At 66.9% G+C, this 21,757-nt stretch carries 17 protein-coding genes, 1 tRNA gene and 1 pseudogene; 12 read left to right on the top strand and 7 right to left on the bottom strand.

What is annotated here, in order from left to right:
• Window positions 1-56 precede the first annotated feature (56 nt).
• Complete coding sequence (locus JRI60_RS14160) at window positions 57-1,217, bottom strand: hypothetical protein (RefSeq protein ID WP_204226358.1); 1,161 nt, start codon at window positions 1,215-1,217, stop codon at window positions 57-59.
• A gap of 219 nt (window positions 1,218-1,436) precedes the next feature.
• On the opposite strand from JRI60_RS14160, the gene JRI60_RS14155 reads away from it, so the two are divergent.
• Window positions 1,437-1,619: a hypothetical protein gene (locus tag JRI60_RS14155; RefSeq protein ID WP_204226357.1), complete on the top strand. Its 183-nt coding sequence runs from the start codon at window positions 1,437-1,439 to the stop codon at window positions 1,617-1,619.
• Here JRI60_RS14155 and JRI60_RS14150 read toward each other — a convergent pair.
• From JRI60_RS14150 to JRI60_RS14140, 3 genes and pseudogenes are all read right to left on the bottom strand, one after another.
• Window positions 1,582-3,003 carry an alginate export family protein gene (locus JRI60_RS14150; protein ID WP_204226356.1) on the bottom strand — a complete coding sequence of 474 codons (1,422 nt, stop codon included), beginning with the start codon at window positions 3,001-3,003 and terminating at the stop codon, window positions 1,582-1,584. The two genes, JRI60_RS14155 and JRI60_RS14150, sit on opposite strands and share 38 nt — an antisense overlap.
• A 130-nt stretch (window positions 3,004-3,133) precedes the next feature.
• Complete coding sequence (locus tag JRI60_RS14145) at window positions 3,134-3,886, bottom strand: M17 family peptidase N-terminal domain-containing protein (RefSeq protein WP_204226355.1); 753 nt, start codon at window positions 3,884-3,886, stop codon at window positions 3,134-3,136.
• Window positions 3,887-4,052: 166 nt separating this feature from the next.
• Window positions 4,053-4,208, bottom strand: a pseudogene (locus JRI60_RS14140) (pirin family protein); the annotation flags it as partial.
• 63 nt (window positions 4,209-4,271) lie between these two features.
• On the opposite strand from JRI60_RS14140, the gene JRI60_RS14135 reads away from it, so the two are divergent.
• Window positions 4,272-4,679: a hypothetical protein gene (locus tag JRI60_RS14135; protein ID WP_204226353.1), complete on the top strand. Its 408-nt coding sequence runs from the start codon at window positions 4,272-4,274 to the stop codon at window positions 4,677-4,679.
• 10 nt (window positions 4,680-4,689) lie between these two features.
• Here JRI60_RS14135 and JRI60_RS14130 read toward each other — a convergent pair whose 3' ends face one another.
• Complete coding sequence (locus JRI60_RS14130) at window positions 4,690-4,953, bottom strand: FAD-dependent oxidoreductase (protein ID WP_239470518.1); 264 nt, start codon at window positions 4,951-4,953, stop codon at window positions 4,690-4,692.
• A 247-nt stretch (window positions 4,954-5,200) separates the two neighbouring features.
• Here JRI60_RS14130 and JRI60_RS14125 point away from each other — a divergent pair, with 247 nt between their 5' ends.
• The 7 genes from JRI60_RS14125 (at window position 5,201) to JRI60_RS53325 (ending at window position 15,091) form a co-directional block, all read left to right on the top strand.
• On the top strand, window positions 5,201-5,971 hold the full coding sequence (locus JRI60_RS14125; RefSeq protein WP_239470517.1) for a Dickkopf N-terminal cysteine-rich domain-containing protein: 771 nt from the start codon (window positions 5,201-5,203) through the stop codon (window positions 5,969-5,971).
• Between the two features lie 110 nt (window positions 5,972-6,081).
• Entirely contained in the window at window positions 6,082-7,047 is a 966-nt protein-coding gene (locus JRI60_RS53330) for a hypothetical protein (protein ID WP_239470516.1), read from the top strand.
• 644 nt (window positions 7,048-7,691) lie between these two features.
• A complete protein-coding gene (locus tag JRI60_RS14115) occupies window positions 7,692-9,602 on the top strand; it encodes a sensor histidine kinase (RefSeq protein ID WP_204226352.1) in 1,911 nt (636 codons plus the stop codon).
• On the top strand, window positions 9,599-10,213 hold the full coding sequence (locus JRI60_RS14110; protein ID WP_204226351.1) for a response regulator transcription factor: 615 nt from the start codon (window positions 9,599-9,601) through the stop codon (window positions 10,211-10,213). The genes JRI60_RS14115 and JRI60_RS14110 overlap by 4 nt, the downstream gene beginning before the upstream one ends.
• An 855-nt stretch (window positions 10,214-11,068) precedes the next feature.
• Window positions 11,069-13,459 (top strand): arylsulfatase, encoded by a 2,391-nt coding sequence (locus tag JRI60_RS14105; protein WP_204226350.1) that lies wholly within the window; start codon window positions 11,069-11,071, stop codon window positions 13,457-13,459.
• Window positions 13,460-13,712: 253 nt separating this feature from the next.
• Window positions 13,713-13,835: a hypothetical protein gene (locus JRI60_RS54485; RefSeq protein WP_275439238.1), complete on the top strand. Its 123-nt coding sequence runs from the start codon at window positions 13,713-13,715 to the stop codon at window positions 13,833-13,835.
• A 173-nt stretch (window positions 13,836-14,008) separates the two neighbouring features.
• Window positions 14,009-15,091 carry an MBL fold metallo-hydrolase gene (locus JRI60_RS53325; protein ID WP_239470515.1) on the top strand — a complete coding sequence of 361 codons (1,083 nt, stop codon included), beginning with the start codon at window positions 14,009-14,011 and terminating at the stop codon, window positions 15,089-15,091.
• 37 nt (window positions 15,092-15,128) lie between these two features.
• Here the strand turns inward: JRI60_RS53325 and JRI60_RS55110 are convergent, their stop codons facing one another.
• Window positions 15,129-15,230: a hypothetical protein gene (locus JRI60_RS55110; protein ID WP_430384405.1), complete on the bottom strand. Its 102-nt coding sequence runs from the start codon at window positions 15,228-15,230 to the stop codon at window positions 15,129-15,131.
• A 511-nt stretch (window positions 15,231-15,741) separates the two neighbouring features.
• A tRNA-OTHER gene (locus tag JRI60_RS14090) sits at window positions 15,742-15,844 on the bottom strand.
• Window positions 15,845-16,085: 241 nt separating this feature from the next.
• On the opposite strand from JRI60_RS14090, the gene JRI60_RS14085 reads away from it, so the two are divergent.
• The 3 genes from JRI60_RS14085 to JRI60_RS14070 all read left to right on the top strand — a co-directional run bounded on the left by JRI60_RS14085 (window position 16,086) and on the right by JRI60_RS14070 (window position 21,469).
• Window positions 16,086-16,337, top strand: coding sequence for a hypothetical protein (locus tag JRI60_RS14085; RefSeq protein WP_239470514.1), 252 nt, complete (start codon window positions 16,086-16,088; stop codon window positions 16,335-16,337).
• Between the two features lie 389 nt (window positions 16,338-16,726).
• Window positions 16,727-19,855, top strand: a complete 3,129-nt coding sequence (locus JRI60_RS14075; protein ID WP_239470513.1) for a CARDB domain-containing protein — start codon at window positions 16,727-16,729, stop codon at window positions 19,853-19,855.
• 147 nt (window positions 19,856-20,002) lie between these two features.
• On the top strand, window positions 20,003-21,469 hold the full coding sequence (locus tag JRI60_RS14070) for a S41 family peptidase (protein ID WP_204226349.1): 1,467 nt from the start codon (window positions 20,003-20,005) through the stop codon (window positions 21,467-21,469).
• The last annotated feature ends 288 nt before the right edge of the window (window positions 21,470-21,757 follow it).

The raw sequence follows: 21,757 nt of genomic DNA, 5'->3' as shown, positions 1-21,757 counted from the left end.
GGCGGCCCCCGTCAGCGGCCCTCCTCGGCGCCTCCGCTCCAGCCCTCACCCTCAAATCAGATGAAGTCCCGGCTGACTTCCCCCGGCTTCGCCACGAGCCAGACCCCATCGTGGCCCTGACGAACGGTCAGCCCCATGCCGAGCACGAGCTTTTCGAGGATCGCGTCGACGGCCCGGAGCGCGGGGGCGGCGGCGGCCCTTCGATCGGGGCGCGGCGTGATCGGCGGGTGGATCAAGGGTCGAAGCCGAGCCAGCGCCTCGCCGGGCAAGAGCGGCTCTTCGGCGATCTTCATCTCGAGCCAGGTGGCCGAAACGGGGCCGGCGAGCCCGTAAAAGTCGACGGTCTTGTCGTAGTACGCGCGGAACGCATTCGAGAGCGCGGCGCGCGAGACGCCGCCCTCCCAAGCCGACACCACGGCGGCCAAGAGCTCGACCGCGGCGCCCTCACGATGGACGTACTCGGCGAAGTCCCCGTCGCCGTCCGACGCGAGCGCGCGGCGGTCCTTGTTCCACGTCTTGCGCGCCCGCAACAGCAGGCGCCGGGCTCGCTCGTTGGGTCGAGCGAAGAGGAGCCATGGCCAGCAGGAGTCGAAGTCGCCGGCCCACGCCTCGTCGGGCTCGAGCCTCTCTGCGAGCCGATCCATCTCCGCGTCGTCGGTCGAACCGGATGCCATCCATTCGAGCACCAGCGCGAGGGCGTGGGCCTCCTCGTTTCCGCCCTGCCGCAGCTCGGAGACCTTGGTGACGATGCGCTCGCGCCCGCGGTCGAGCTGGCCGAGCACGGCGAGCCGGAACAGGTCGTCCTCGCCCTCGGGGACGAGCGGTGCCTCGTCGAGCCGATCCGCGAACGCCTCCCAGCTCGTGCGCTCGACGTACACGCCGTCGGCGGCGAGCGCTCGTCGAGCGGCGCGAAGCTCGTCACGGAGCTTCTTGCTGTCGGCGCGCGAGCAGCCTTGGCACCCCACGATGGCGACTTGGGCGACCGGATAGGTGTCACGACGACCGGCGACGAAGAGCCACGACGTCAGCGCATCGTAGTCCTCTGCGGAGACCACCCCCATCACGAAATCTCGTGCGATGGTCCAGAGCATGGCCGCGATCAAACCTACCAAGAAGACCGTGTTGCGGGCGACCCACGCGGGCTCGAGGAGCATGGCCACGAGAACGGCCACGACGAAAGCGCCGAGCGCGAGAAGGCGGAGGTGGCGGCGAGTCATGGGTAGATCGGTCTATCAAGCCGCCGCCGCGAAGACGACGGGCAAGAGAGCGAGACCCCTTCTCGCTCACGCGATCGCGCGCCGTCGCTGACAGCAAGCCGTGCACGGTGAGGTGTACCCGGGCGGCGACGTCGATCATGGGCGCGGGGTTGACGGTGAGGCGCGAGAACCCGGCCGCTTCGTAGGCCGCCCACATACTTCTCCACACCGTATGGGGAGGTGAAGCTCGTCACCGTCAAGGCGCTGCTGCCCTCGGAGCTGGCGTACCTGCTGGAGCATGGCGCGGAGGGCCAGGTCGAGCTGGCGCGGCGCTTCGTGGAGAGCGGCGAGGAGCACCTGTCGCGTCTCAGAAGGAAGCCCGGCCTCAGAAGCGCAGCGACACCTCGGCCTGGAGGAAGATGACGTCGCGGGAGGAGCCCGTCTGCTGGAGGAAGGTGCCGGCGAAGAAGCGTGACGCGGTGGCGTACACGTGCGTGTACCGGCCGAGTTGCCAGTTGGCCGTGAAGTTCACTTGATGCCCCACCCAGCGGCTGCTGCTCCCGCCGGGCGGTCTCACCAGCGCACCGCTCGGACCATAGATGCCATCCTCCACCCTCTGCCGCCAGAAGCCGGTCCACTCGGCCGACAGCACGAGTGAGCGGCTGGGGTGCAGGCGCAGCACGGGGTGGAGGTCGATGAAGTTGTAGGGTCCCAGCAGGGCGATCTCCCCGAAGTAGCTGCCGCGCGGGAAGAGCGGATTGAAGGTCCCCAGCGACGGGGCCTCCGCGTCCGGGTCCCCGGAGGCGATGTCCGCCATCACCCCCAGCCTCGGGGACAGCGGCAGGCGCTCGAGAGTGAAGCCGGTGTCGCTCGCCACCGTCCAGGCGAGGAGGGGCGCGCCCGAGAAGCGTCCCACCTGCAGCACGGCTTCGAGGTTGTAATCCCACCGCCCGGATGTCCCCCACCACCGGGTACCGAAGGAGTGGCGCTGTTCGCGGCCCTCGCCCTGTGCGTAGCGGGCCTGACTGTTGGAGAAGCCGAGGTAGTAGAGGTCCACGTTCCCACCCGGGAGTACGGGCAGGGGATGCTCCGCGTACAGTCCCCAGAAGCCCTGGGTGCGCAACGGGCCGTCATCGAAGACGCCGGGCTCCGTGGCGACAGGCCTCACGGCGAAGGCGGAGAGGTCCCATTGGTGGAGCCGAAGCCGCGTGCGTGCCCCATCGAAGGTCCGGCGTACGTTGGGGCCCTCGCGCACCGAGACGAGGCGGGCCGAGCCGAATTGCAATTCCTGGCGTCCCAGCCGCACCTGGAGTCCCTCGTCCGCGCGCTCCCATGGGCGGGCCTCCACGAAGGCCTGGTGTACATCCAGCCGGTCCTCGTCCGTGGGGCCGGGGCCTCCCTCGCGTCCGTGTGTCCACCCGCTCTTGAGCTGGAAGAAGGCCCGGGCCAGATTCCACAGCCACACATCCCCGTGCAGCATGTAGCGCTGCAGCCAGGCGCCGTCCGCAGCGGGTGCCTCGGCCCAGTCGGGGTGGCGGTAATACTCCACCCGCTGGCGCAGATCGCCCCCCAGCGAGAGGAACACAGAGCCCTTCTCGTTGAGCGGGAGGTACTTCATTCCGTCGAGGGGCGCGCGAGGCGCGTCCGGGTCGCGGAGGTAGCGGTAGTCCTCCTCCGCGCGTAGCACCTCGAAGGGGGGTGGCGAGGACGGCTTCCGCGGGGCCTGTGCCCGGGCGCGCCCGCCAACGAGCAGCCCCACGACGAGCAGCGCGAGCACGGTCCATCCGCGATGGGGCAGGCGGTGCATTCGACGTTGCCGGGTTCGCATAATCACCTCGATGATGAGCCCCCGTCCCTGGCCACGGGGGAACAGGCGGGCTCCATGGGAGTGGGCGGGGGACGGACTCGAGCGACTTGATGTCCTCCCAAGCAGGTGGCTACTTCGCGGGGGCCGGGGCCGCGTTCACGTACGGTTTCTTCTCGCGCTGCTCGAGCGTCTTGCTGACGGTCTGGAGCGTCTCGCCCACGTGGGTGATGACGCCATCGAAGTACTTCGGACCCGCCTCGATGACCCACGACGAGAGCTGGAGTCTGGGCGCCAGGCCCTGTTGCTGCAGCCGCTTCTCCGTGTCGAAGGCCAGCAGCACCTGCTCCACCACGGCCGCGTCTCCCTCGCCCACATCGATGACCGAGCTTCCCTGATCGCGCAGCGTAGGCGCGAACGACGCGTGCTTCACTCCCAGGCGCACGGCCTCGCGCACCGCGATCCGTCCCGCCAACCGCAGCCTGTCCAGCGACAGCTCCCTGGCATCCCCAATGCCAATCAGCAGCACCCGCTTCGGCGTGATGGAGCGCGGCGGCGGCGTGTAGAGCAGCGTCTCCCCCAGCTCGCCCACGAACTCGCCCCGCTCGCGCAGCGCCGAGAGCAGTCCCCCCTGCTTCTCATTGAAGTCTTGCATCGCCTCGATGTACTGGTCCCCTGCGGGATCGTGCTTCAACACACAGAGGATCTGCAGGTCGGTGGTCTGGGTGACCGGGCCGATCTGCTTGACGCTCAACGCAAGCCCCACCGGTGTCTCGAATTTCTTCTCGGGCGGCGGCTTCGCGTTCTCGGCGAGTGCTGGCCATGACGCACCGAGTGTGAGAACAAGACCCAGGGCGAGCAGCTCGTGCTTCAGTGTGAGGCGCATGTCTTTCTCCTGAAGGTCGGCGGGTCGCGATGTGGCTCCCCGCTGAATTCCCACTCAAAATGTTGGAGAAAGGCGGCATTGTCATCACCCATGTCAGGGATGAGACCCATCACCCATGTCAGGGATGAGACCCCGCGTGGACGCTCCACTCGCCCGCGGGCAGGGCCAGTGCGCGCTGGTTGGGGAGGAGCCAGATCTGCAGGAAGTGCAGTTCCTCGTCCGCGCCGTTCATCTCGCCATGGAGGACGCCGGTTCCCGCCGTCATGCGCTGCACCTCGCCGACGCGCAGCAGTCCCTCGCCGCCCCTCACCTCCCGCTCTGCTCCCGCCCTCTACCCCCAACAGGGCTCCTTTCCTTCCTACACACGTCGGGCTTCGTTGCTAGCGTGCGCGGCGATGTCGAGTCCACCCGGGCCGAGCTCACCGCCTGCATCAAGTGGTTCGACGCGCTCGCCGCGAAGGACTACTCCGATCGCCTCGCCTCGTGCACCCCATCGCTCCAATTCATCACCCTCGATTGCGCCGAGAACCTCACCCACCGCCAGCTCAAACGTCACGAGCGGCTCCTCGACGACGAGCGGCCGCGCCTCGCCCGTCCTTTCCAGCGTGTGCGCACGTTCCACCACGGCCTTCCGGTCGAAGTGGAGTGGAACGCCGCGCCCGGCGATCCCCTCGTCGGCCATCCCGCCTGGTCCATCGTCGAGAGCGTGATCTTCTCCGGCCCTGTCGCACTGCTCCCGGCCTTCGCTGATCTTCGCGACGTTGCGATTTCGGACGGCCCGAAACCGCAATGAAACGGCGACCTCAGTTCTGCGCGTGTCCAGTGAGCAGGTCGAGGAAGCCTCGAGGTGCGTCGTCGTCTCTGAGGGCCTTGTGGAGGCGATCACCGTCGATGGCGACCGCGACGGCGCGGGGGAACAGGGCCGTCTCGTACTCCGCAAGCGCGGCCTCGACGTCATTGGGGTGCGCGGCGATGGCCTTGCCGAGCTCGGCGCCGTCGTACATGGCGAGGTTGGCGCCTTCGCCCGACGGAAGCATGAGGTGGGAGGCGTCGCCGAGCAGGGTCACCCCCGGCTCGCTGTTCCGCTACTTGGGCGAAGGGGACTGACACGCGTGTCCCCTCGGGAGGGCCCTCGCGCGTGCCAGTTCTGGCACGTTCCTCCCGCGCCGGAGGGCCTTCCCGGGACTCCCAGGCGTGCAAGTCCGCGAAATGGTGGGCTTCCACCGCGCCGAAGCCCCCTGGCACTCCACTTGCCCAGGGAGTGCCCAGCTGCGCCGGCAGGGGCCGATGCGCAGGACTCACGAGGGCAAACACATGAAGCGGATGATGATGGCTTTCCTCCTGGTGCTGGCGGTGGGCTGTGGCAACAGCTCGGGCGGCGAAGGCAATGGCACCAACAACGGAGGCGGCAACAACGGCGGGAGCAACAACGGCGGCGGAGACACCCTCCCGCAGGGCCTGTGCAACGCCACCCACAGGTGTCCCGACGGCCAGTTCTGCTTCAACGGCATCTGCGCCCTGGGCTGCACCTCCAACAAGGACTGCGGTGACAGCATGTACTGCGACACCGAGGACATCGGCCCGCCGTTCTTCTGCAAGAACAAGACGGTGCCCACGTGCACCTCGGACAGCCAGTGCGCCGAGACGCAGGTGTGTCTCAAGAACTTCTGCAGCCTCAAGCCGCCCGAGGTGAAGCCCACGTGCGACCCGGACAGGGCGGGCTCCGCGGAGGACGGCTGCGACAAGTACGCCATCTGCGTCGACCCGAACGAGCAGAATAACACGAAGCAGGACGCCTACTGCGCCTCGTTCCCGCCGTGCCCGCAGAGCGGCGTGTGCCCGACGGGCCAGTTCGGCGCCGTCTGCAACGACGGCTACCTCAGCGGCAAGGGACGCTTCTGCATGGAGGGCATGTGCAAGGACAACTCGAACTGCCCCTCCAACTGGAACTGCGTGAAGCCCTATACCAATGCGGTCCTCGGCTTCTGCAGCTCCGGCGCTCCTGGCATGCCCTGCGCGAGCAACGAACAGTGCGCCAGCAACAACTGCGCTTCCTTCCCGGGCATGAGCGGCGTGTGCATGTAGCGCGACCCTCGCTCCACCACGCGTGAACCTGTGACAGGAGGGCGGTCGGACGGCTCCCCTGCCGGAGCTGTCCTTCCGCCCCTGCTCACATAGAGTCCCCCTGTTTCCCCATGCGCCGACTCCTCTTCATCGCCTCCGCACTCATCGCCCTGGTGGCCGCCGGGTGCCCGCTCACCATCCAGGTCCGCTGCGACGAGTCCTTCCCATGCAACGACGGCGAGGCATGCGTGGCGGGCGCGTGTGTCCGGGTGGAGTGGGAGTCCGCGCAGGTGGGTGCGGCCTGCACCTCCGACGCCGCGTGTGGCGCCGGGCTCACCTGTGGAACGGGCTTCCCTGGCGGCTACTGCCTTGCGCCATGCGGCGAAGGAAGCACCTGCGCCTCGGGCTCGGTGTGTGTGAAGGAGCTGGGCCGGTGCATGCGCGCCTGTGGCGAGGCATGCAGCCGCCCGGGCTACGCGTGCGGGCCCGTGCCGCAGCCTGGGAGCAACACCTGGGCCTGCGCGCCCACCTCCAGCAACGGAGGGGACGGGGGGACCTCGGCTCCTTCGGAGGACGCGGGCTGCACGGGACAGGTGCCCCTGAACGAGCGCTGTGCCCAGGCCTGCGACTGCGCCACCCCCGGGGCGGACTGCGTCGACAGCGTGTGCGTCCGAACGTGCACCCGGGACTCGGACTGCCCGGACGGCTCGCGCTGCAACGAAGTGTGGAACCAGTGCGAGAAGGGGCCGCGGCTCGGTGAGGCGTGCCGCGACAGCTTCGACTGCCAGGGCTCCGCGACATGCAATGCCCAGCACCGCTGCACGACGATCTGCAAGACGGATTCGAGTTGCCCGCTCGACTACCGGTGTGCCCCAGACTCGGTGTGCGTGAACGAGTGCACCAGCGCGCCGCCGGAGACGGTGGGCCTCACGTGTGAATCCTCCATGGACTGCGCCCGCTGCGGCTTTTGTGTGGCCTCCGGTGCCGTGAAGCAGTGCCGCCAGCCCTGCCAACTCGACCGGGACTGCCCCGGAGGCGCGGTGGGCTCGTGCGTGCAGGTGGGCTCGACGGCGCTCCGCGCCTGCCGCCTGCCCTGAGACGAAGGTTGCTCCCGGGAGGCCGGGCCCTACAATGCTACCCACTGCAACTGCACGGGGACGAACTGGAGGGCGAGGCCCATCTGCTGCTGGCCGCCACCTACCACGCTCAGGAGGATCCGGCCCGCGCCGAAAACGAGGCGGTGCTGGGGCTCGGCGCGAGTCATGACACGAAGCTCGCCCTCTCCGGCGGATCTGGCACTCCGGGGAACAGCCTCCCCCTCGCGTGGCTGGTACCTGGTGCCCTTCGGCGTGGGCCACTTCCAGCACGGCCGGCGCACCCAGGGAACCGTGCTGGCGGTGACGCAGGGGGCGTGTCTGGCCATTTCCGCGGCATCGCTGGGCACGGCGCTGGCGCAGCCGCTGTCAATACGCCCCAACTCCCTGCCTCTCTCCTCGAGCCAGGGCGGCCAGGGCAGGGGTGTGCCCCAACGGGTTGCACCGTCCCGTGTACCGGCGCGGCGCGCGGCCTTGCTGGCCCCGGCAGCGGCCCTTCTCGGCCCCTCCGCTCCAGCCCTCACCCCTATATCTTGGGCCTGATTACCTCTTCTCAACACCCTCCAACGTGCCCACACGAGGAACCGCTCCTCGCCGTCCAGCGTTGGAGTCTCCTGATACCCCTCATGCGGTTCAAAGTGTCCACCATGTCCTGGCGCATGGTCTTTGTCTTCTGCATCCTATCGCTGCTGCCCTCCCAGGCGGTGGCCCAGGAGGCGCGTCCGGCTGGAAAGTCCGTGCTCCTGCTCATTCCCGAGGATACGGCGCTGCCCGCCATGGCGACGCTCGTCGCCAGTCTCCGCTCCTCCTTGTGGGAGGCCCAGGACGGCCCGATCACTCTGGATGTCGAGAGCCTGGATCTGGGTTGGGCCCGCGGGCCTGCCTACACACACGCCCTGCACACCTGGTATCTGGCCAAGTACCGGGAGCGCCGGCCGGATGCCCTCATCGCCTTCCGCTCCGACGCCGTCCAGTTGGCCCTGCAGCTGCGCCGGGAGCTGTGGCCGGATATCCCGATGATCGTCCTCTCCGAGGACGAGCGGCTCTGGGAGCAGCAGCCTCGCCCGGAGCGGGTGGCGGGCCTCTGGCTGCATTATGACATGCGGGCCACCGCGGAGCTGGCCCTGCAGATGCTGCCTGGCACACGGAGGCTGGCGCTCGTCAACGGCTCCAGTCCCTGGGAGCGCGCTCAGCAGGAGCAGATGGTGCGAGAGCTGCAACCGCTGCTGGCGCAGCGGGGGCTGGAGCTCATCGATCTGAGCAACCTGCCGCTGGCCGAGCTGCTCGAGCGCGCGAGGACCCTGCCGGACGACACCACTGTCCTCACCTTCACCTTCATGACCGATCCCAGCGGGAGACCCTTCGTGGGGCGCGAGATCGCACGCATGTTGCTCTCCGCCAGCAACCGGCCCTGCTTCGCCCTCCACGACACCGTCCTGGGTCTGGGGTTCGTCGGCGGAGCGCTCGTCAGCTACGAGGCCGTGGGCCAACAGCTGGGCATGCTCACCTCCCGCGTGTTGCGCGGAGAGCAGGAGGAATTCCTCGCGCCCCTGAAGCCGGCACCCGTGGACACGCCGACGGTCGATGCCCGCGCGCTGCGGCGCTGGGGCATCCCCCGCGAGCGGGTGCCTCCCGAGGTGCGGCTCGCCTTCGACGAACCCACGCTCTGGGAGCGCTACCGCTGGTGGGTCCTGGGGGCCCTGACGATCAGCGGCCTGCAGGCGCTGGTGGCCGGGGGGCTCGTGGTGGAGCGCCGCCGCCGCATGCGTGCCCAGGCCGAGCTCCTCGAGCGCCAACGCCTGGAGAAACTCGCGGAGATGGAGGCGCGTCGAACCCTGGATCAGCTGGCCCACGTGAGCCGGGTGGCCGCCCTGGGCGAGCTGGCCGCCTCACTGGCTCATGAGCTCAACCAGCCCCTGGCCGCCATCCTCAGCAACGCCCAGGCCGCACGCCGCCTGCTGAACGCCACCCCCATGGAGCTGGACGAGGTGCGCGAGGCCCTCGGGGACATCATCTCCGACGACAAGCGCGCGGGCGAAGTCATTCACCGCATGCGCGCGCTGCTCAAGCGGGGGGAGCCCCGGCAGGAGCTCCACTCGCTCAATGACCTGGTGCGCGAGGTGGCTCGCCTGTTGGCCAACGACATGCACCTGCGCGGCGCGACCCTGCAGCTGGCGCTGGCCCCGTCTCTGCCCGCCGTCCAGGGGGACGGAATCCAGCTCCAACAGGTGGTGCTCAACCTGCTCATCAACGCCATGGATGCCATGGCCGATGTCCCCGCGGGCCAGCGCCAGCTGCGGGTCCGCACCGCCTCGCCTGGCCCGGGGCAGGTGGAGCTGAGCGTGCAGGACTCGGGAGGAGGGATCGAGCCGTCGCGGCTGGCCCTCATCTTCGAGCCCTTCTACTCCACCAAGGAGCAGGGGCTGGGCATGGGGCTGTCCATCAGCCGCTCCATCGTCGAGGCGCACGGCGGCCGCTTGCAAGCCGAGAGCCCTCCGGGGCAGGGGGCTCTGTTACGGTGCGTGCTTCCAGCAGCGCACACGGAGTCCTCGCCATGACACAAGCCCCCGCCACCATCTTCCTCGTGGACGACGATGAGTCCGTGCTGCGGGGGCTGGGTCGGCTGCTGCGGGCCGCCGGCCATGCCACGAAGCCCTTCGCCTCGCCCTCCGAGTTCCTCGCGCAGCTGTCCGGGGACACGCCGGGCTGCGCCGTGCTGGACCTGCGGATGCCGGGGCTGAACGGGCTGGAGCTGCAGCAGGCCATGGAGTCCAAGGACTGCCACCTGCCTGTCATCTTCATCTCCGGCCACGGGGATGTGCCGGCCAGCGTCAGGGCCATGAAGGCCGGCGCCGTGGACTTCCTCCTGAAGCCCTTTGATGAGCAACAACTGCTGGGAGCCATCTCCGAGGCCTTGCTCAAGGACGCGGCGGCCCGCGCCGGCCGCGCCGAGACAGCCGCGCTGCATGCCCGTCATGCCGTCCTCACTCCCCGCGAGCGCGAGGTATGCGCGCTGGTGGCCCAGGGGCTGACCAACAAGGAGGTCGCCCAGCGGCTGGGCACCACCGAGAAGACCATCAAGGTGCACCGCGCCCGCGTCATCCAGAAGCTGGACGTGGACTCGGTGGCGGAGCTGGTGCGGTTCGTGGACCGGCTGGGCCAGGGCTGAGCCCGCGCTGTGTAGGCACTAGGTCCAATATCCATGACCTGACACTCTGGGTAGATGTGGCTGCGCAGGCATGACCCGGCACCTCCTCTGGCTGCTGGCCGTCTGGGCCTTTCCCCACCATGAACCCAGGGCCACTTCGCATGAAAAACCTACCGCTCTCCCTTCTCGCCTGCGGAGGTGTACGATCCAGCTACCGACGCCTGGTATTACGCCGGTGACATGGCCATGGGCCGCTACCATCACACCATCACGCGGCTCCCCTCGGGTAATGTGCTCGTCTCAGGGGGCAATCGCTCACCGATCCCTCTTCCTCTGAGCTGTATGATCCAGACACCAACAGCTGGTCTGTGGCTGGCTCCATGGTCGAAGGCCGCTCCCGCCACACCGCGACGCTGCTTCCCTCAGGCAGGGTTCTCGTCGTGGGTGGCGAAGATGGCACCCGCCCACCTGCCACGACGGAAGTGTACGTGCCCTGAGCGCAAAGCCTCTCTGAAGGTTGCATCGAACCCGCAGGCATGAGCGCTCTGCCCTCTGCTCGAGACCAGGGCTTGGTATAACAAATCAGACCCTAGCAGAAGAAGGCGCCGCTCGGTCTCCTGAGAAGGCAGCACTCCAGAACTCAAGCTTTTTGAGCGTGCTGCTCGCCGCGTGAGTGCGTCGATTACACAAACTGCGGGAGAGCCACAAAACAGGGGCAGGCCCACTCCGGCACGTGAATGCGAGCCTTTGCTGAGACGCTATAAACCAAGTGTAGAGCCCAAATATCTTCTTGACGTTTGCACAGGAATTCAGCTCTCTTGAGTGCCCCACTGGTGCCCCACGATACTTGGGTGCCGCCACGAACAGGAGTCATCAATGCCGTTGGATCGAGACCTTCCCAAACGCGAAATCTTGCCGATCCCCGACCGTCCCTATGTCGGCCCGACGAAGTACAATGCCGCGGACCCGCAGCCTGAATTCCCTCCCCTCTTACCGATCCGCCCGCCCGAGGGCGCCCCCAACGTCATCGTCATCCTGATCGACGATGTGGGGTTCGGCGCCTCTGAAACCTTCGGGGGGCCCATCGAGACTCCGACAGCCAAGGAGCTCGCCGCGGGGGGCATCAAGTACACCCGTTTCCATACGTCAGCCCTGTGCAGTCCGACGCGCGCCGCCTTACTGACTGGCCGCAACCCCCACTCCGTCGGCATGGGTTGCATCACCGAGATGGCGACCTCGGCGCCCGGCGCCACCTCGGTGATCCCCAACAGCGCCGCCTCGATCGCCAAGATACTCAGGTACAACGGCTACTCGACGGCTCAGTTCGGTAAGTGCCACGAGGTGCCCACCTGGGAAACTGGCACCACGGGGCCCTTCGACCACTGGCCCACCTACATGGGGTTCGAGAAGTTCTATGGCTTTGTGGGTGGCGAAACCAACCAGTACTACCCTACGCTCTACGATGGAACGACTTACATCGAAATGCCAGAACGTGGGAACTACCACCTGACCACGGATTTGGCCGATCAGGCCATCAAGTGGATTGAGACTCAGAAGTCCCTTGCGCCGGACAAGCCCTTCTTCATGTATTTCGCTCCAGGCGCGACCCATGCCCCCCACCAGGTCCCGGAAGAGTGGAGTAACAAGTACAGAGGGAAATTCAACGAAGGCTGGGACGCCCTGCGCGCGGCCACGTTCGAGCGCCAAAGAAACATACAAGTCATCCCGAGGTCCGCGCAACTGACACCTCCCAACGATGGTGTTCCAGCCTGGGAAACAATGGCGCCCGAGGTCCAAGATTCCCTGAAGCGCGAGATGGAAATTTACGCCGGCTTCCTCGAACATACCGACTACCAGATCGGCAGGGTGATCCAGACGCTCAAGACCCTCGATATCTTCGAGAACACGCTCATCATCTACATCCTCGGCGACAACGGAGCGTCCGCCGAAGGCACGTTTCTCGGCACTTTCAACGAGATGATCGGCTTCAACGGCATCGAGATGACGCCGCAGGAACAGATAGATATCATCAATAATCACATAGAAGATTTCGGCACCAAGAAAGCGTATAATCACTACGCCGTCGGCTGGGCCCAGGCCATGTGCACGCCGTATCAGTGGACCAAGCAAGTCGCCAGCCACTTCGGAGGCACGCGCAACGGCATGATCGTCCATTGGCCAAAGGTCATTGCGGGACCCGCCAACCTGCGACACCAGTTCATTTACGTGACCGATGTGCTTCCGACGGTCCTCGAAGCGATCGGGCTGCCGGAGCCGTTAAGCGTCGACGGAGTGCTGCAGAAACCCATCGAGGGTCTGAGCTTCTTCTACACGTTCAAGGACCCCAACGCGGTTGAGCGCCACAGGACCCAGTACTTCGAGATGTTTGGCAATCGTGGCATCTACCATGAAGGCTGGACTGCCGTCACCCTCCACTCGAGGCCCTGGGACTTCTACAACCTACCGGACTACGCAGACGATAAGTGGGAGCTCTACTTCACGTATGCCGAGAAGTCGGAGGACTTGAATAAGCAGGACTGGACCCAGGCAAAAAACCTCGCCGCAGAATACCCCGACAAGCTAGAGGAGCTGAAGAACCTTTTTCAGATCGAGGCGGCCCGTTACAACGTCTTCCCCCTCGACGACCGAAAGATAGAGCGCCTGCCCCCCGCGGAGGGCGCCCTCCGCCAAAGGTACGTCGACGGTAGTTTCGTTGCCGACCCGGTCGTGATCGACAACTTCAACCGCTCTTTCAATATCACCGCACAGATCACAGTGCCGGCCGATCTATCTGGGCCAGTGCAAGGCGTGATCCTCGCCCGTGGCAACGATTTTGGCGGCTTTGGCCTCTATGCCAAAAATGGAATTCTCACTTACGTCTACAACTACCTGGGGCTCGAGATCTTCTACGTCCGTCAGGATGATAACGCGACCTTGCTGCCGTCGGGCACGTACCAGGTCCGCATGGAGTTCACGTACGACGGCGGCGAGGAGACCGGCCAGGGCGGCACGGTGAAACTCTTCCGAAAAGACGGGGCGAGCGAGGTCCAACTCGGCCAGGGCGTCATCCCAAAGACCAATCCGGTTGTCTTCAACGTGGACGCCTTCCTGATGGTCGGCAACAAGACTGGCGGCCCCTTGTGCGAGGACTTCGAAGGGAACAACCGCTTCACCGGCACGGTGGACTGGGCGGAGATCGAGGTAACGGGACCAGCCGGCCTCAAGAGCCCCGAACATCGCGTGCACGCGCTGATGGCGATCGAGTAACCGTTCACCGGCTCAGGCAGAGAGCGCAGCCTGAGCTCTGGTCGTGAATGGGAGGAGGGAAGGCAGGAGGCAGCCCTCGCCGATGCGCGGAGGCGTTCGGCGAGGTGCTCCAACACGTTGCGTTGTTGCAGGTCGAGTGTCGTCACGGCTGTCACAATGTCCAGCAGCACCAGCCCTGGTACCAGGGGCTTGCCAAGAGTGGCACCCCCGGGCCGAGGAGCTGCTGTGGACACCGGAGACCCAGGAGGCCAAGGTGTCCCAGGGCGGCGGCACCAACGTGCGCTACCGCACCGGGTTGAAGGGCCGGCTCGTCTCGGAGTTCAAGCAACTCCTGGCCCGGCGCATGCCCTACTGCCGGGTACGCTACGCCTTCTGACGCCCCCAGGCTTCCTCCCATTTTTCCTATGCCCACGTGGGCTACAGGAATAAGGTTGTTCCCTGGAGGTGATCGATGTCTTCAAACCCGCGCTCCAGGTGGACGGCCTCTCGAGCGCTCGCGAGAGCAGCGCATCTCCTCTGCGTGTGCACCGAACTCCCAGGCGGTCCCCCATGAAATTGCTCCTTGCGTGCGTCGCGCCGGTCCTGCTCGCGGTGTGGATCCTGTTCTTGAGCGCTCACGGACCGACCTCATGGCTGGTATTGCCTGGCGCCCTGATTGGCATTGCCTGCGCCGCTGGCTCTTCTTTTCTGCGCTCGTTCTCTCGCCCCCTGCGTGCGCTCTCGCTCACGCTTTATCTGCTGCCGCTGGGGCTCTTGTCTACCTATCGTGCGTCGCCATTCTCTGTATCAAAGAACTTCGATATCGGCGCTCTCCCGCCGGCTTCCGCGCCTTCCGAGATGTCGATCGCCCAGCTTCCGACCGGCGCCACCTATCGCAGCGCGTCCTTTGGGTATCGCGGTGGCTCTCTCTTCGAGCCGCGAGGGTTTTCCATGACCGCGATCCTGATCAAGCACCCCAAGGGCGATCTCTTGATCGACACAGGGTTCGGCCGGGACATCGCACAGCACCTCGCGACGCTGCCGCTCGTCTTTCAACTCCTGACCCGGTATACGCTGGACAAGACCGCGAGGGAGCAGCTCCAATCGAGCGGGTATGACCTGACCCGGCTGCGTGCGATCCTTTTGACCCACTCCCACTGGGATCACATCAGCGGCGCCGCGGATTTTCCCGAGGTACCTGTCTGGATACCTCCCGCGGAACGAAGCTTCGCCCAAAGTGAAAACTTCACGACGGCCCCGGCAAGAACTATCAAATCGCTTCAAATCGAAGAGTATCGGTTTGAAGCGCATCCCTATCTCGGCTTCGCGGAGAGCCATGATGTCTACGGAGATGGCGCGGTGGTGATCGTCCCGGCGCCCGGCCATACGCCAGGCTCTGTGATTGTCTTCGTGACGCTTCCGGACAACAAGCGTTATGCCTTCATCGGAGACCTCGCCTGGCAGCTGGAGGGCGTCACCGAGCAGGAGGAGCGACCTCTCACGCAGCGCCTCGCGGACGTCGAGCCTCAGCTCGTTCGTGAGAACCTCGCGCATATGGCCGCGATATCGGCGCGACATCCGGAGATGACCATCGTCGTCGCGCATGATCCGCGGAGCTTCGCATCGATTCCGACGTTGATGGCAACGCCATAGGATGGCTCGAGGAGGGCGCCCTCGGGCTCCTCCGCAATCACCCCTCCGCGCTCGACCACGCCTGCAACGTCGGCTCCGACACTCCCAGTCTCTCCACCACCGCCTTCAGCGTGTCGCCCTTCTGCTGCGCGTACGCCAGGGAGCCGTCGAGCCTTATGCGGTCCGTTTTTCTCCGCGCAAGTCGCTACGAAAAACTCCCGCCCGCGTCCCTCCGAACGCTTTTGGCGTTCTCCAGGCTCGCGGTGCCTCACGCTGCCATTTTTCCATCGCCTATCATGGATGTCTTCACGTTCCGAAACGGCAAGGCCATTGAGATGCGCACTTTCGGCGAAAACGAGGAAGCTCTCGAATGGGTCGGGGTCAAAGATTCAAACTCGAAGTGAGTCCGTAGACTGAGACCCGCGCACTTTGTGCGCCTGTGATCTCAGCGGACGGATCACCACTCCTACAAGCGGCGGGTGAAGGAGCAAGAGCGGCAACACCATCGACCTCTACACCCTCGTCCCGTGGGAGGCCCTCTGCGCCGAGGTGGCGAAGCTTCAGGTCCAGCGCCACGAGCGCTTACCAGCTCGTCCGGCTGCGGCTGGCGGCTTCAGCGGAAAAAGAAAACCCCGGGTCGCCTGATGGCGCCCGGGGCTCTTTACTTCCAGTGGAGGCGGCGGGAATCGAACCCGCGTCCCGAGGCTTCCGGCCAGAGCGCTCCAGAACGGTCGAGAGCGGTTTTCGTAGGAGTTCCAGCCGCTTACGCCGTCCCCTACCCCATGCCGGGCTGTGTTGAGAGCGCTTCAGCGCGGGTCTGCTGTAGCAATGTAGCAAGGCACGTCGCGGCGGCCCTGGCGGCCCTGGAAGGAGGCAACCCAGCGCGGGCCGCGACCCTCCTGCGCCTTCTGCTCTCGTAGGCCCCGAACCCCACAAGCAGGCAGGGGCTCCACACAGGCCCGTGGGAAGCGGACGGTAGCGTGTGCCCTGGCGAGGTGTAGCTGGGGAGGGGCAGGTGGAGGAGCGCGGGTGGGCGTACCGGCGGAGGCAGCCGGAGGGGACGGTGCTGTACGAGGCGGTGAGGGACAACCTGGCCACACTGCTGGTGGACGTCTTCACTTGCCAGAGGTGTGGGGGCAGGCGGCGGGTGCTGGCGTACCTGACGGCTCCTGGTGGGGTGCGCGCCATTCTGGAGCACTTGGGGCTGCCCTCGTGGCCTGCTCAGCTGGCCCCGGCGCAGGGGCCAGCGCAGCTGGCGTGGTGTTGAGCCCCAAGCAGTCGCGCTGCCCCACAAGCCCACGCCCCTGCTGCGTCCTTCCAGGAGGCGGGGCCCCTTGGGCCGGCGTGTGCCTCCAGGAGGCTGCACTCTCTCCGCACCGGCCTGCCGCATAGCCCGGGGGGCACCCGTCAGCGGCCCTCAGCGGCCCCTCTGCACCAGCCCTCCCCTCAACACGGCCTTTATCCTGCCTATACGCCGCTCCCTGCTGCGAAGAGCCACCTCTCCCTCGTTCCAAGTAGGCAGAGGTGGCTTTTTCATACTCTGAGAGAGGAAAGTTGCGGCAATTTTGCTTGTCCCTTCATCGCCCGAGTTGTTATTTCGCCCTTCGCGTGAATTGCGCGGTAGGCCGGACTGACTGATTTCACCTGGGGTGGCGCATGAATCGAAGGACCAGCAGGGTCGGAAGCCTTCTGGGAGCGGTGGCGTTGCTGGCGGCGGCGGGGTGCGAGGGCTCGGCGGACAGCAGCACGGCAGTTGAGCGCGGTACCACGAGCCAGGCTGTCGTATCCGGTCCGGACTTCGTGGTGTCCTCGGTGACGGGGCCCGCCAGCGCCATGCCCGGGCAGCAGCTCACTGCCTCGGTGACGGTGTGCAACCAGGGTACGCAAGGGGGCAGCACCGGCGTGGAGGTGTACCTCTCGACGGACACCACCATCACTCCCATGGGTTCCACCGGGCCTTCGCCGGATTCCTACGTGGGCTCTGTCTCCTCCCAGTACTTCAACCCCGGCCAGTGCCAGACGCTGGCGGTGCAGGGCTCGGCGTACGTGCCCACCGAGGGTGGCTACTACCTGGGCGCGGTGGCGGATCCGCAGAACTCCGTGGTGGAGGTACTGGAGAACAACAACGCCAAGGCGGGCACCCGCATGGGCATCGGCAACAAGCCGGACTTCATCGTCTCGGCGGTGACGGGGCCGGCCAGCTTCGTGTCGAGCAGCCCCGGGCAGCAGTTCACCGCCTCGGTGACGGTGTGCAACCAGGGCACTCAGGGTGGCAGCACCGGCGTGGAGGTGTACCTCTCGGCGGACACCACCATCACCCCCAACGGGCCGATGGGGCCTTCGCCTGACTCCTTCGTGGGCTCTGTCTATTCGCAGTACCTCAACCCGAGCCAGTGTCAGACGCTGACGCTGCAGGGCTCGCCGTCCGTGCCCACCGAGGGCGCCTACTACCTGGGCGCCGTCGCGGACCCGTACAGCGACGTGGCCGAGCTGCTCGAGGACAACAACACCCGGGCAGGCACCCGCATGGGCATCGGCCGCAAGCCGGACTTCATCGTCTCGGCGGTGACGGGGCCGGCCAGCGCCCTGCCGGGCCAGCAGCTCACCGCCTCGGTGACGGTGTGCAACCAGGGTACCGTGGGGGGCAGCGCGCCGGTGGAGGTCTACCTCTCGGCGGACACCACCATCACTCCCAATGGGCCCACGGGGCCTTCGCCTGACTCCTTCGTGGGCTCCGCCTCTTCGACGTACCTGAGCGCCGGCCAGTGCCAGACGCTGACGGTGCAGGGCTCGGCGTACGTGCCCGCGGACGGCGCCTACTACCTGGGCGCGGTGGCGGATCCTCAGAGCTCCGTGGCCGAGTTGATCGAGGACAACAACACCAAGGCGGGCACCCGCCTGGGCATTGGCAACAAGCCGGACTTCATCGTCTCGGCGGTGACGGGGCCTGCCAGCGCCCCGTCCGGGCAGCAGTTCACTGCCTCGGTGACGGTGTGCAACCAGGGTACGCAAGGGGGCAGCACCAGCGTGGAGGTGTACCTCTCGGCGGACACCACCATCACGCCCAGCGGGCCCACGGGGCCTTCGCCGGACTCCTACGTGGGCTATGTCTCCTCGCCGTACCTCAACGCAGGGCAGTGCCAGACGCTGGCGGTGCAGGGCTCGGCGTACGTGCCCACCGAGGGCGGCTTCTACCTGGGGGCGGTGGCGGATCCGCAGAACTCCGTGGCCGAGCTGATCGAGAGCAACAACACCAAGGCGGGCACCCGCATGGGCATCGGCAACAAGCCGGACTTCATCGTCTCGGCGGTGACGGGGCCGGCCAGCTTCGTGTCGAGCAGCCCCGGGCAGCAGTTCACCGCCTCGGTGACGGTGTGCAACCAGGGCACTCAGGGTGGCAGCACCGGCGTGGAGGTGTACCTCTCGGCGGACACCACCATCACCCCCAACGGGCCGATGGGGCCTTCGCCTGACTCCTTCGTGGGCTCTGTCTATTCGCAGTACCTCAACCCGAGCCAGTGTCAGACGCTGACGCTGCAGGGCTCGCCGTCCGTGCCCACCGAGGGCGCCTACTACCTGGGCGCCGTCGCGGACCCGTACAGCGACGTGGCCGAGCTGCTCGAGGACAACAACACCCGGGCAGGCACCCGCATGGGCATCGGCCGCAAGCCGGACTTCATCGTCTCGGCGGTGACGGGGCCGGCCAGCGCCCTGCCGGGCCAGCAGCTCACCGCCTCGGTGACGGTGTGCAACCAGGGTACCGTGGGGGGCAGCGCGCCGGTGGAGGTCTACCTCTCGGCGGACACCACCATCACTCCCAATGGGCCCACGGGGCCTTCGCCTGACTCCTTCGTGGGCTCCGCCTCTTCGACGTACCTGAGCGCCGGCCAGTGCCAGACGCTGACGGTGCAGGGCTCGGCGTACGTGCCCGCGGACGGCGCCTACTACCTGGGCGCGGTGGCGGATCCTCAGAGCTCCGTGGCCGAGTTGATCGAGGACAACAACACCAAGGCGGGCACCCGCCTGGGCATCGGTAACAAGCCGGACTTCGTGGTGTCAGCGGTGACGGGGCCGGCCAGCGCCCTGCCGGGCCAGCAGCTCACCGCCTCGGTGACGGTGTGCAACCAGGGCACTCAGGCGGGCACCACGTCGGTGGAAGTCTACCTCTCGGCGGATACCACCATCACGCCCAACGGGCCCACGGGGCCTTCGCCGGATAGCTTCCTGGGCAGTGCCGCTCCGCAGTACCTCACCGCGGGGCAGTGCAAGGCGCTGACGGTGCAGGGCTCGGCGTACGTGCCCGCGGACGGCACCTACTACCTGGGCGCGGTGGTGGATGGGCAGAACTCGCTGGCGGAGCTCATCGAGGACAACAACGCCAAGGCGGGCAACCGCATCGGCATTGGCAACAAGCCGGACTTCTTCGTCTCGGCGGTGTCGAGCGCGAGCACCGTGAAGCAGGGCCAGTCGCTCACGGCCTCGGTGACGGTGTGCAACCAGGGCACGCAGGCTGGGAGCACGGTGGTGGAAGTCTACCTGTCGGCGGACACCACCATCACTCCGAACGGCCCCATGGGCCCCTCGCCGGATGCCTTCCTGGGCTACAACTCCACGGCGACGCTGAGCGCGGGCCAGTGCCAGCTGCTGTCGGTGGTGGGCCCGGCGTACGTGCCCAACACGGGAGCGTACTACGTGGGGGCCGTGGTGGATCCGCAGAACGGAATGGTCGAGCTGTTCGAGGACAACAACGCCAGGGCGGGCACGCTCGTCACCGTCACTCCCTGAGACGAGCGCAGCCAGGGGCCGTGGCGCCTGGGTCTTCGCCGGTAGCCCGGCTTGAAGATCCACGCCACGGCCGCCAGACACACCCTGGAGCTGAGATGGGAGTGATGCCCCTGGCGATCGTCACGGCCCTGCATTAGCAGGAGGGCGATGCTCGTCTCCGCCGTGCTGGCCTTGCGACTCGCCGTTTCCTCATGCCCGTCCGGCAGCCTCACGCCGCTCCAGGCTCGCGAGGATCTGGAGCTCGCCATTTCCACGGTAGAGACCGCGATGCCGGACCTCTACTGGCGACAGACTCGCCAGGACTGGGAACGCCGCAAGGCCCAGGCGCGCGCCGAGGCCGCCCGCGCCCGTTCGGACGAGGAGCTGTTTCGTGCGCTCCGCCCACTGCTCGGAGGCATCGGCGAGGGCCATCTGTCGGTCGCGCGCAGCGACGCGATGAATTGCCGCCACCGCGAGGACGCACGCCTCTTCCCGCTCGACCTGTTGTGGCGGGACGACGGCGTGTTCGTGGTCGCCGGCCATGGCGCCGCGGCCGACATCCCCGCTGGCACTCGCCTGCTCGCCATCAACGGAGAGGAGCAGCGCGCACTGCTCGACGAGATGATGCGGGCGAGCGCCCATGACGGAGACATCCGCACCGGCGTGATGCGCGATCGTGCTGGCCGCGGCTATGCCGTCACGCGCTGGTGGATGCGAGGCAACGAGCCGGCGTTCGACTTGCGGCTGCGGCTCCCGGACGGCAGGGCCGTGCGCCGTCGCCTCTCCTCCGTCCCGGTCTCCGCACGTCCCGCGCCGCCGCCCGATCCCAACCCGGTCGCAACGTTGCAATGGATCGACGCCGACACTGCCTATCTCTATGTCCCAACATTCAGCAATCGGCGCTATCGCGCGGCCGGCGCCGATTACCGCGCGACCCTCCAGGCGATCTTCGATGCGCTCCAAGCCCGCAACGTGCGCAACCTCATCCTCGACCTTCGCGACAATGGCGGCGGCTCCGAGCCGAACGAGAGCATCCTCTTCTCGTATCTCGTTCCCGCGCCGATGCAGAAATATGCCTCGGTGCGCTCGCGCCCGAACAAGCTTCGGGTGACCAGCCTGTCGGGCAAGGTGTTCGAGCACGACATCTACGATGCCGAGGAACTGCCCACTGTCCGCCAGGGCCCGGGGGGCGACCTGTTCCGGCTGAATGCCCCACCCGAGGGGCTCATGACCCATTGGCAACCAGTCGCGCCGGTCTTCACGGGGAGGCTGGTGGTGCTGGCCGACGGCTATACCTTTTCGGGTGGCGCCGAGCTCGCCTCGATGCTGCGCGCGACCGACCGCGGACTCTTCGTCGGCGAGGAAGTGGGGGGTACGCATGGCGGCAACACCAGCGGCTACAAATGGGACCTGGCGCTGCCCCATTCGGGAATGGAGATCGGCATCCCGTTGCTCGCCTTCCGCTTCGTCTGGCCCGAGCCCCTCGCCCATCATGGCGCGATGCCACACTGCTTCGTGCAGCCCGCGGTGGGCGAACGCCGCGTCGAGCAGGACGCGGCCTACCGGCTCGCCGTCGCCGCGCTCGGCAGGGCTTGGACGACGCCCTCGGCAGCCGCCTGCCCGCGGCAGGATTGAGCGGGCAGCTCCGCAGCCAGGGGCGGCACACTCCCAGAGCGGGCTGGGCGGAGCTCCGTGGGAGCCCACCGGTCGTTCATAGGAAGCCGTCGAGCCAGGTCAACTGAGCGTCCAGGGTCTCCGCTATCACGCGCGGCTGGTCCGAGGAGGAGGGCTCCGTGTAGGGATTGCCAATCTCCTTGTGCTTCCACCGGACCCAGCTCTGCTTGTACCAGCCCCAGTCGAGCGCTGAAGAGCAGTCGATAAATTATCGAGGAGGAAGGCCAGATGAGGGCGCAGCGCGGCCCT

The organism is Archangium violaceum, assembly GCF_016887565.1.
Lineage (GTDB): Bacteria > Myxococcota > Myxococcia > Myxococcales > Myxococcaceae > Archangium > Archangium violaceum_B.
This window is presented reverse-complemented; position numbering and strand designations above follow the sequence as displayed.

What these genes read in the sequence shown, in the direction of transcription:
- JRI60_RS14160 (WP_204226358.1), bottom strand. Translation starts at nt 1,217, where the DNA reads ATGACTCGCCGCCACCTCCGCCTTCTCGCGCTCGGCGCTTTCGTCGTG.
- JRI60_RS14150 (WP_204226356.1), bottom strand. Translation starts at nt 3,003, where the DNA reads ATGCACCGCCTGCCCCATCGCGGATGGACCGTGCTCGCGCTGCTCGTC.
- JRI60_RS14145 (WP_204226355.1), bottom strand. Translation starts at nt 3,886, where the DNA reads ATGCGCCTCACACTGAAGCACGAGCTGCTCGCCCTGGGTCTTGTTCTC.
- JRI60_RS14125 (WP_239470517.1), top strand. Translation starts at nt 5,201, where the DNA reads ATGAAGCGGATGATGATGGCTTTCCTCCTGGTGCTGGCGGTGGGCTGT.
- JRI60_RS53330 (WP_239470516.1), top strand. Translation starts at nt 6,082, where the DNA reads ATGCGCCGACTCCTCTTCATCGCCTCCGCACTCATCGCCCTGGTGGCC.
- JRI60_RS14115 (WP_204226352.1), top strand. Translation starts at nt 7,692, where the DNA reads ATGTCCTGGCGCATGGTCTTTGTCTTCTGCATCCTATCGCTGCTGCCC.
- JRI60_RS14110 (WP_204226351.1), top strand. Translation starts at nt 9,599, where the DNA reads ATGACACAAGCCCCCGCCACCATCTTCCTCGTGGACGACGATGAGTCC.
- JRI60_RS14105 (WP_204226350.1), top strand. Translation starts at nt 11,069, where the DNA reads ATGCCGTTGGATCGAGACCTTCCCAAACGCGAAATCTTGCCGATCCCC.
- JRI60_RS53325 (WP_239470515.1), top strand. Translation starts at nt 14,009, where the DNA reads ATGAAATTGCTCCTTGCGTGCGTCGCGCCGGTCCTGCTCGCGGTGTGG.
- JRI60_RS14075 (WP_239470513.1), top strand. Translation starts at nt 16,727, where the DNA reads ATGAATCGAAGGACCAGCAGGGTCGGAAGCCTTCTGGGAGCGGTGGCG.
- JRI60_RS14070 (WP_204226349.1), top strand. Translation starts at nt 20,003, where the DNA reads ATGCTCGTCTCCGCCGTGCTGGCCTTGCGACTCGCCGTTTCCTCATGC.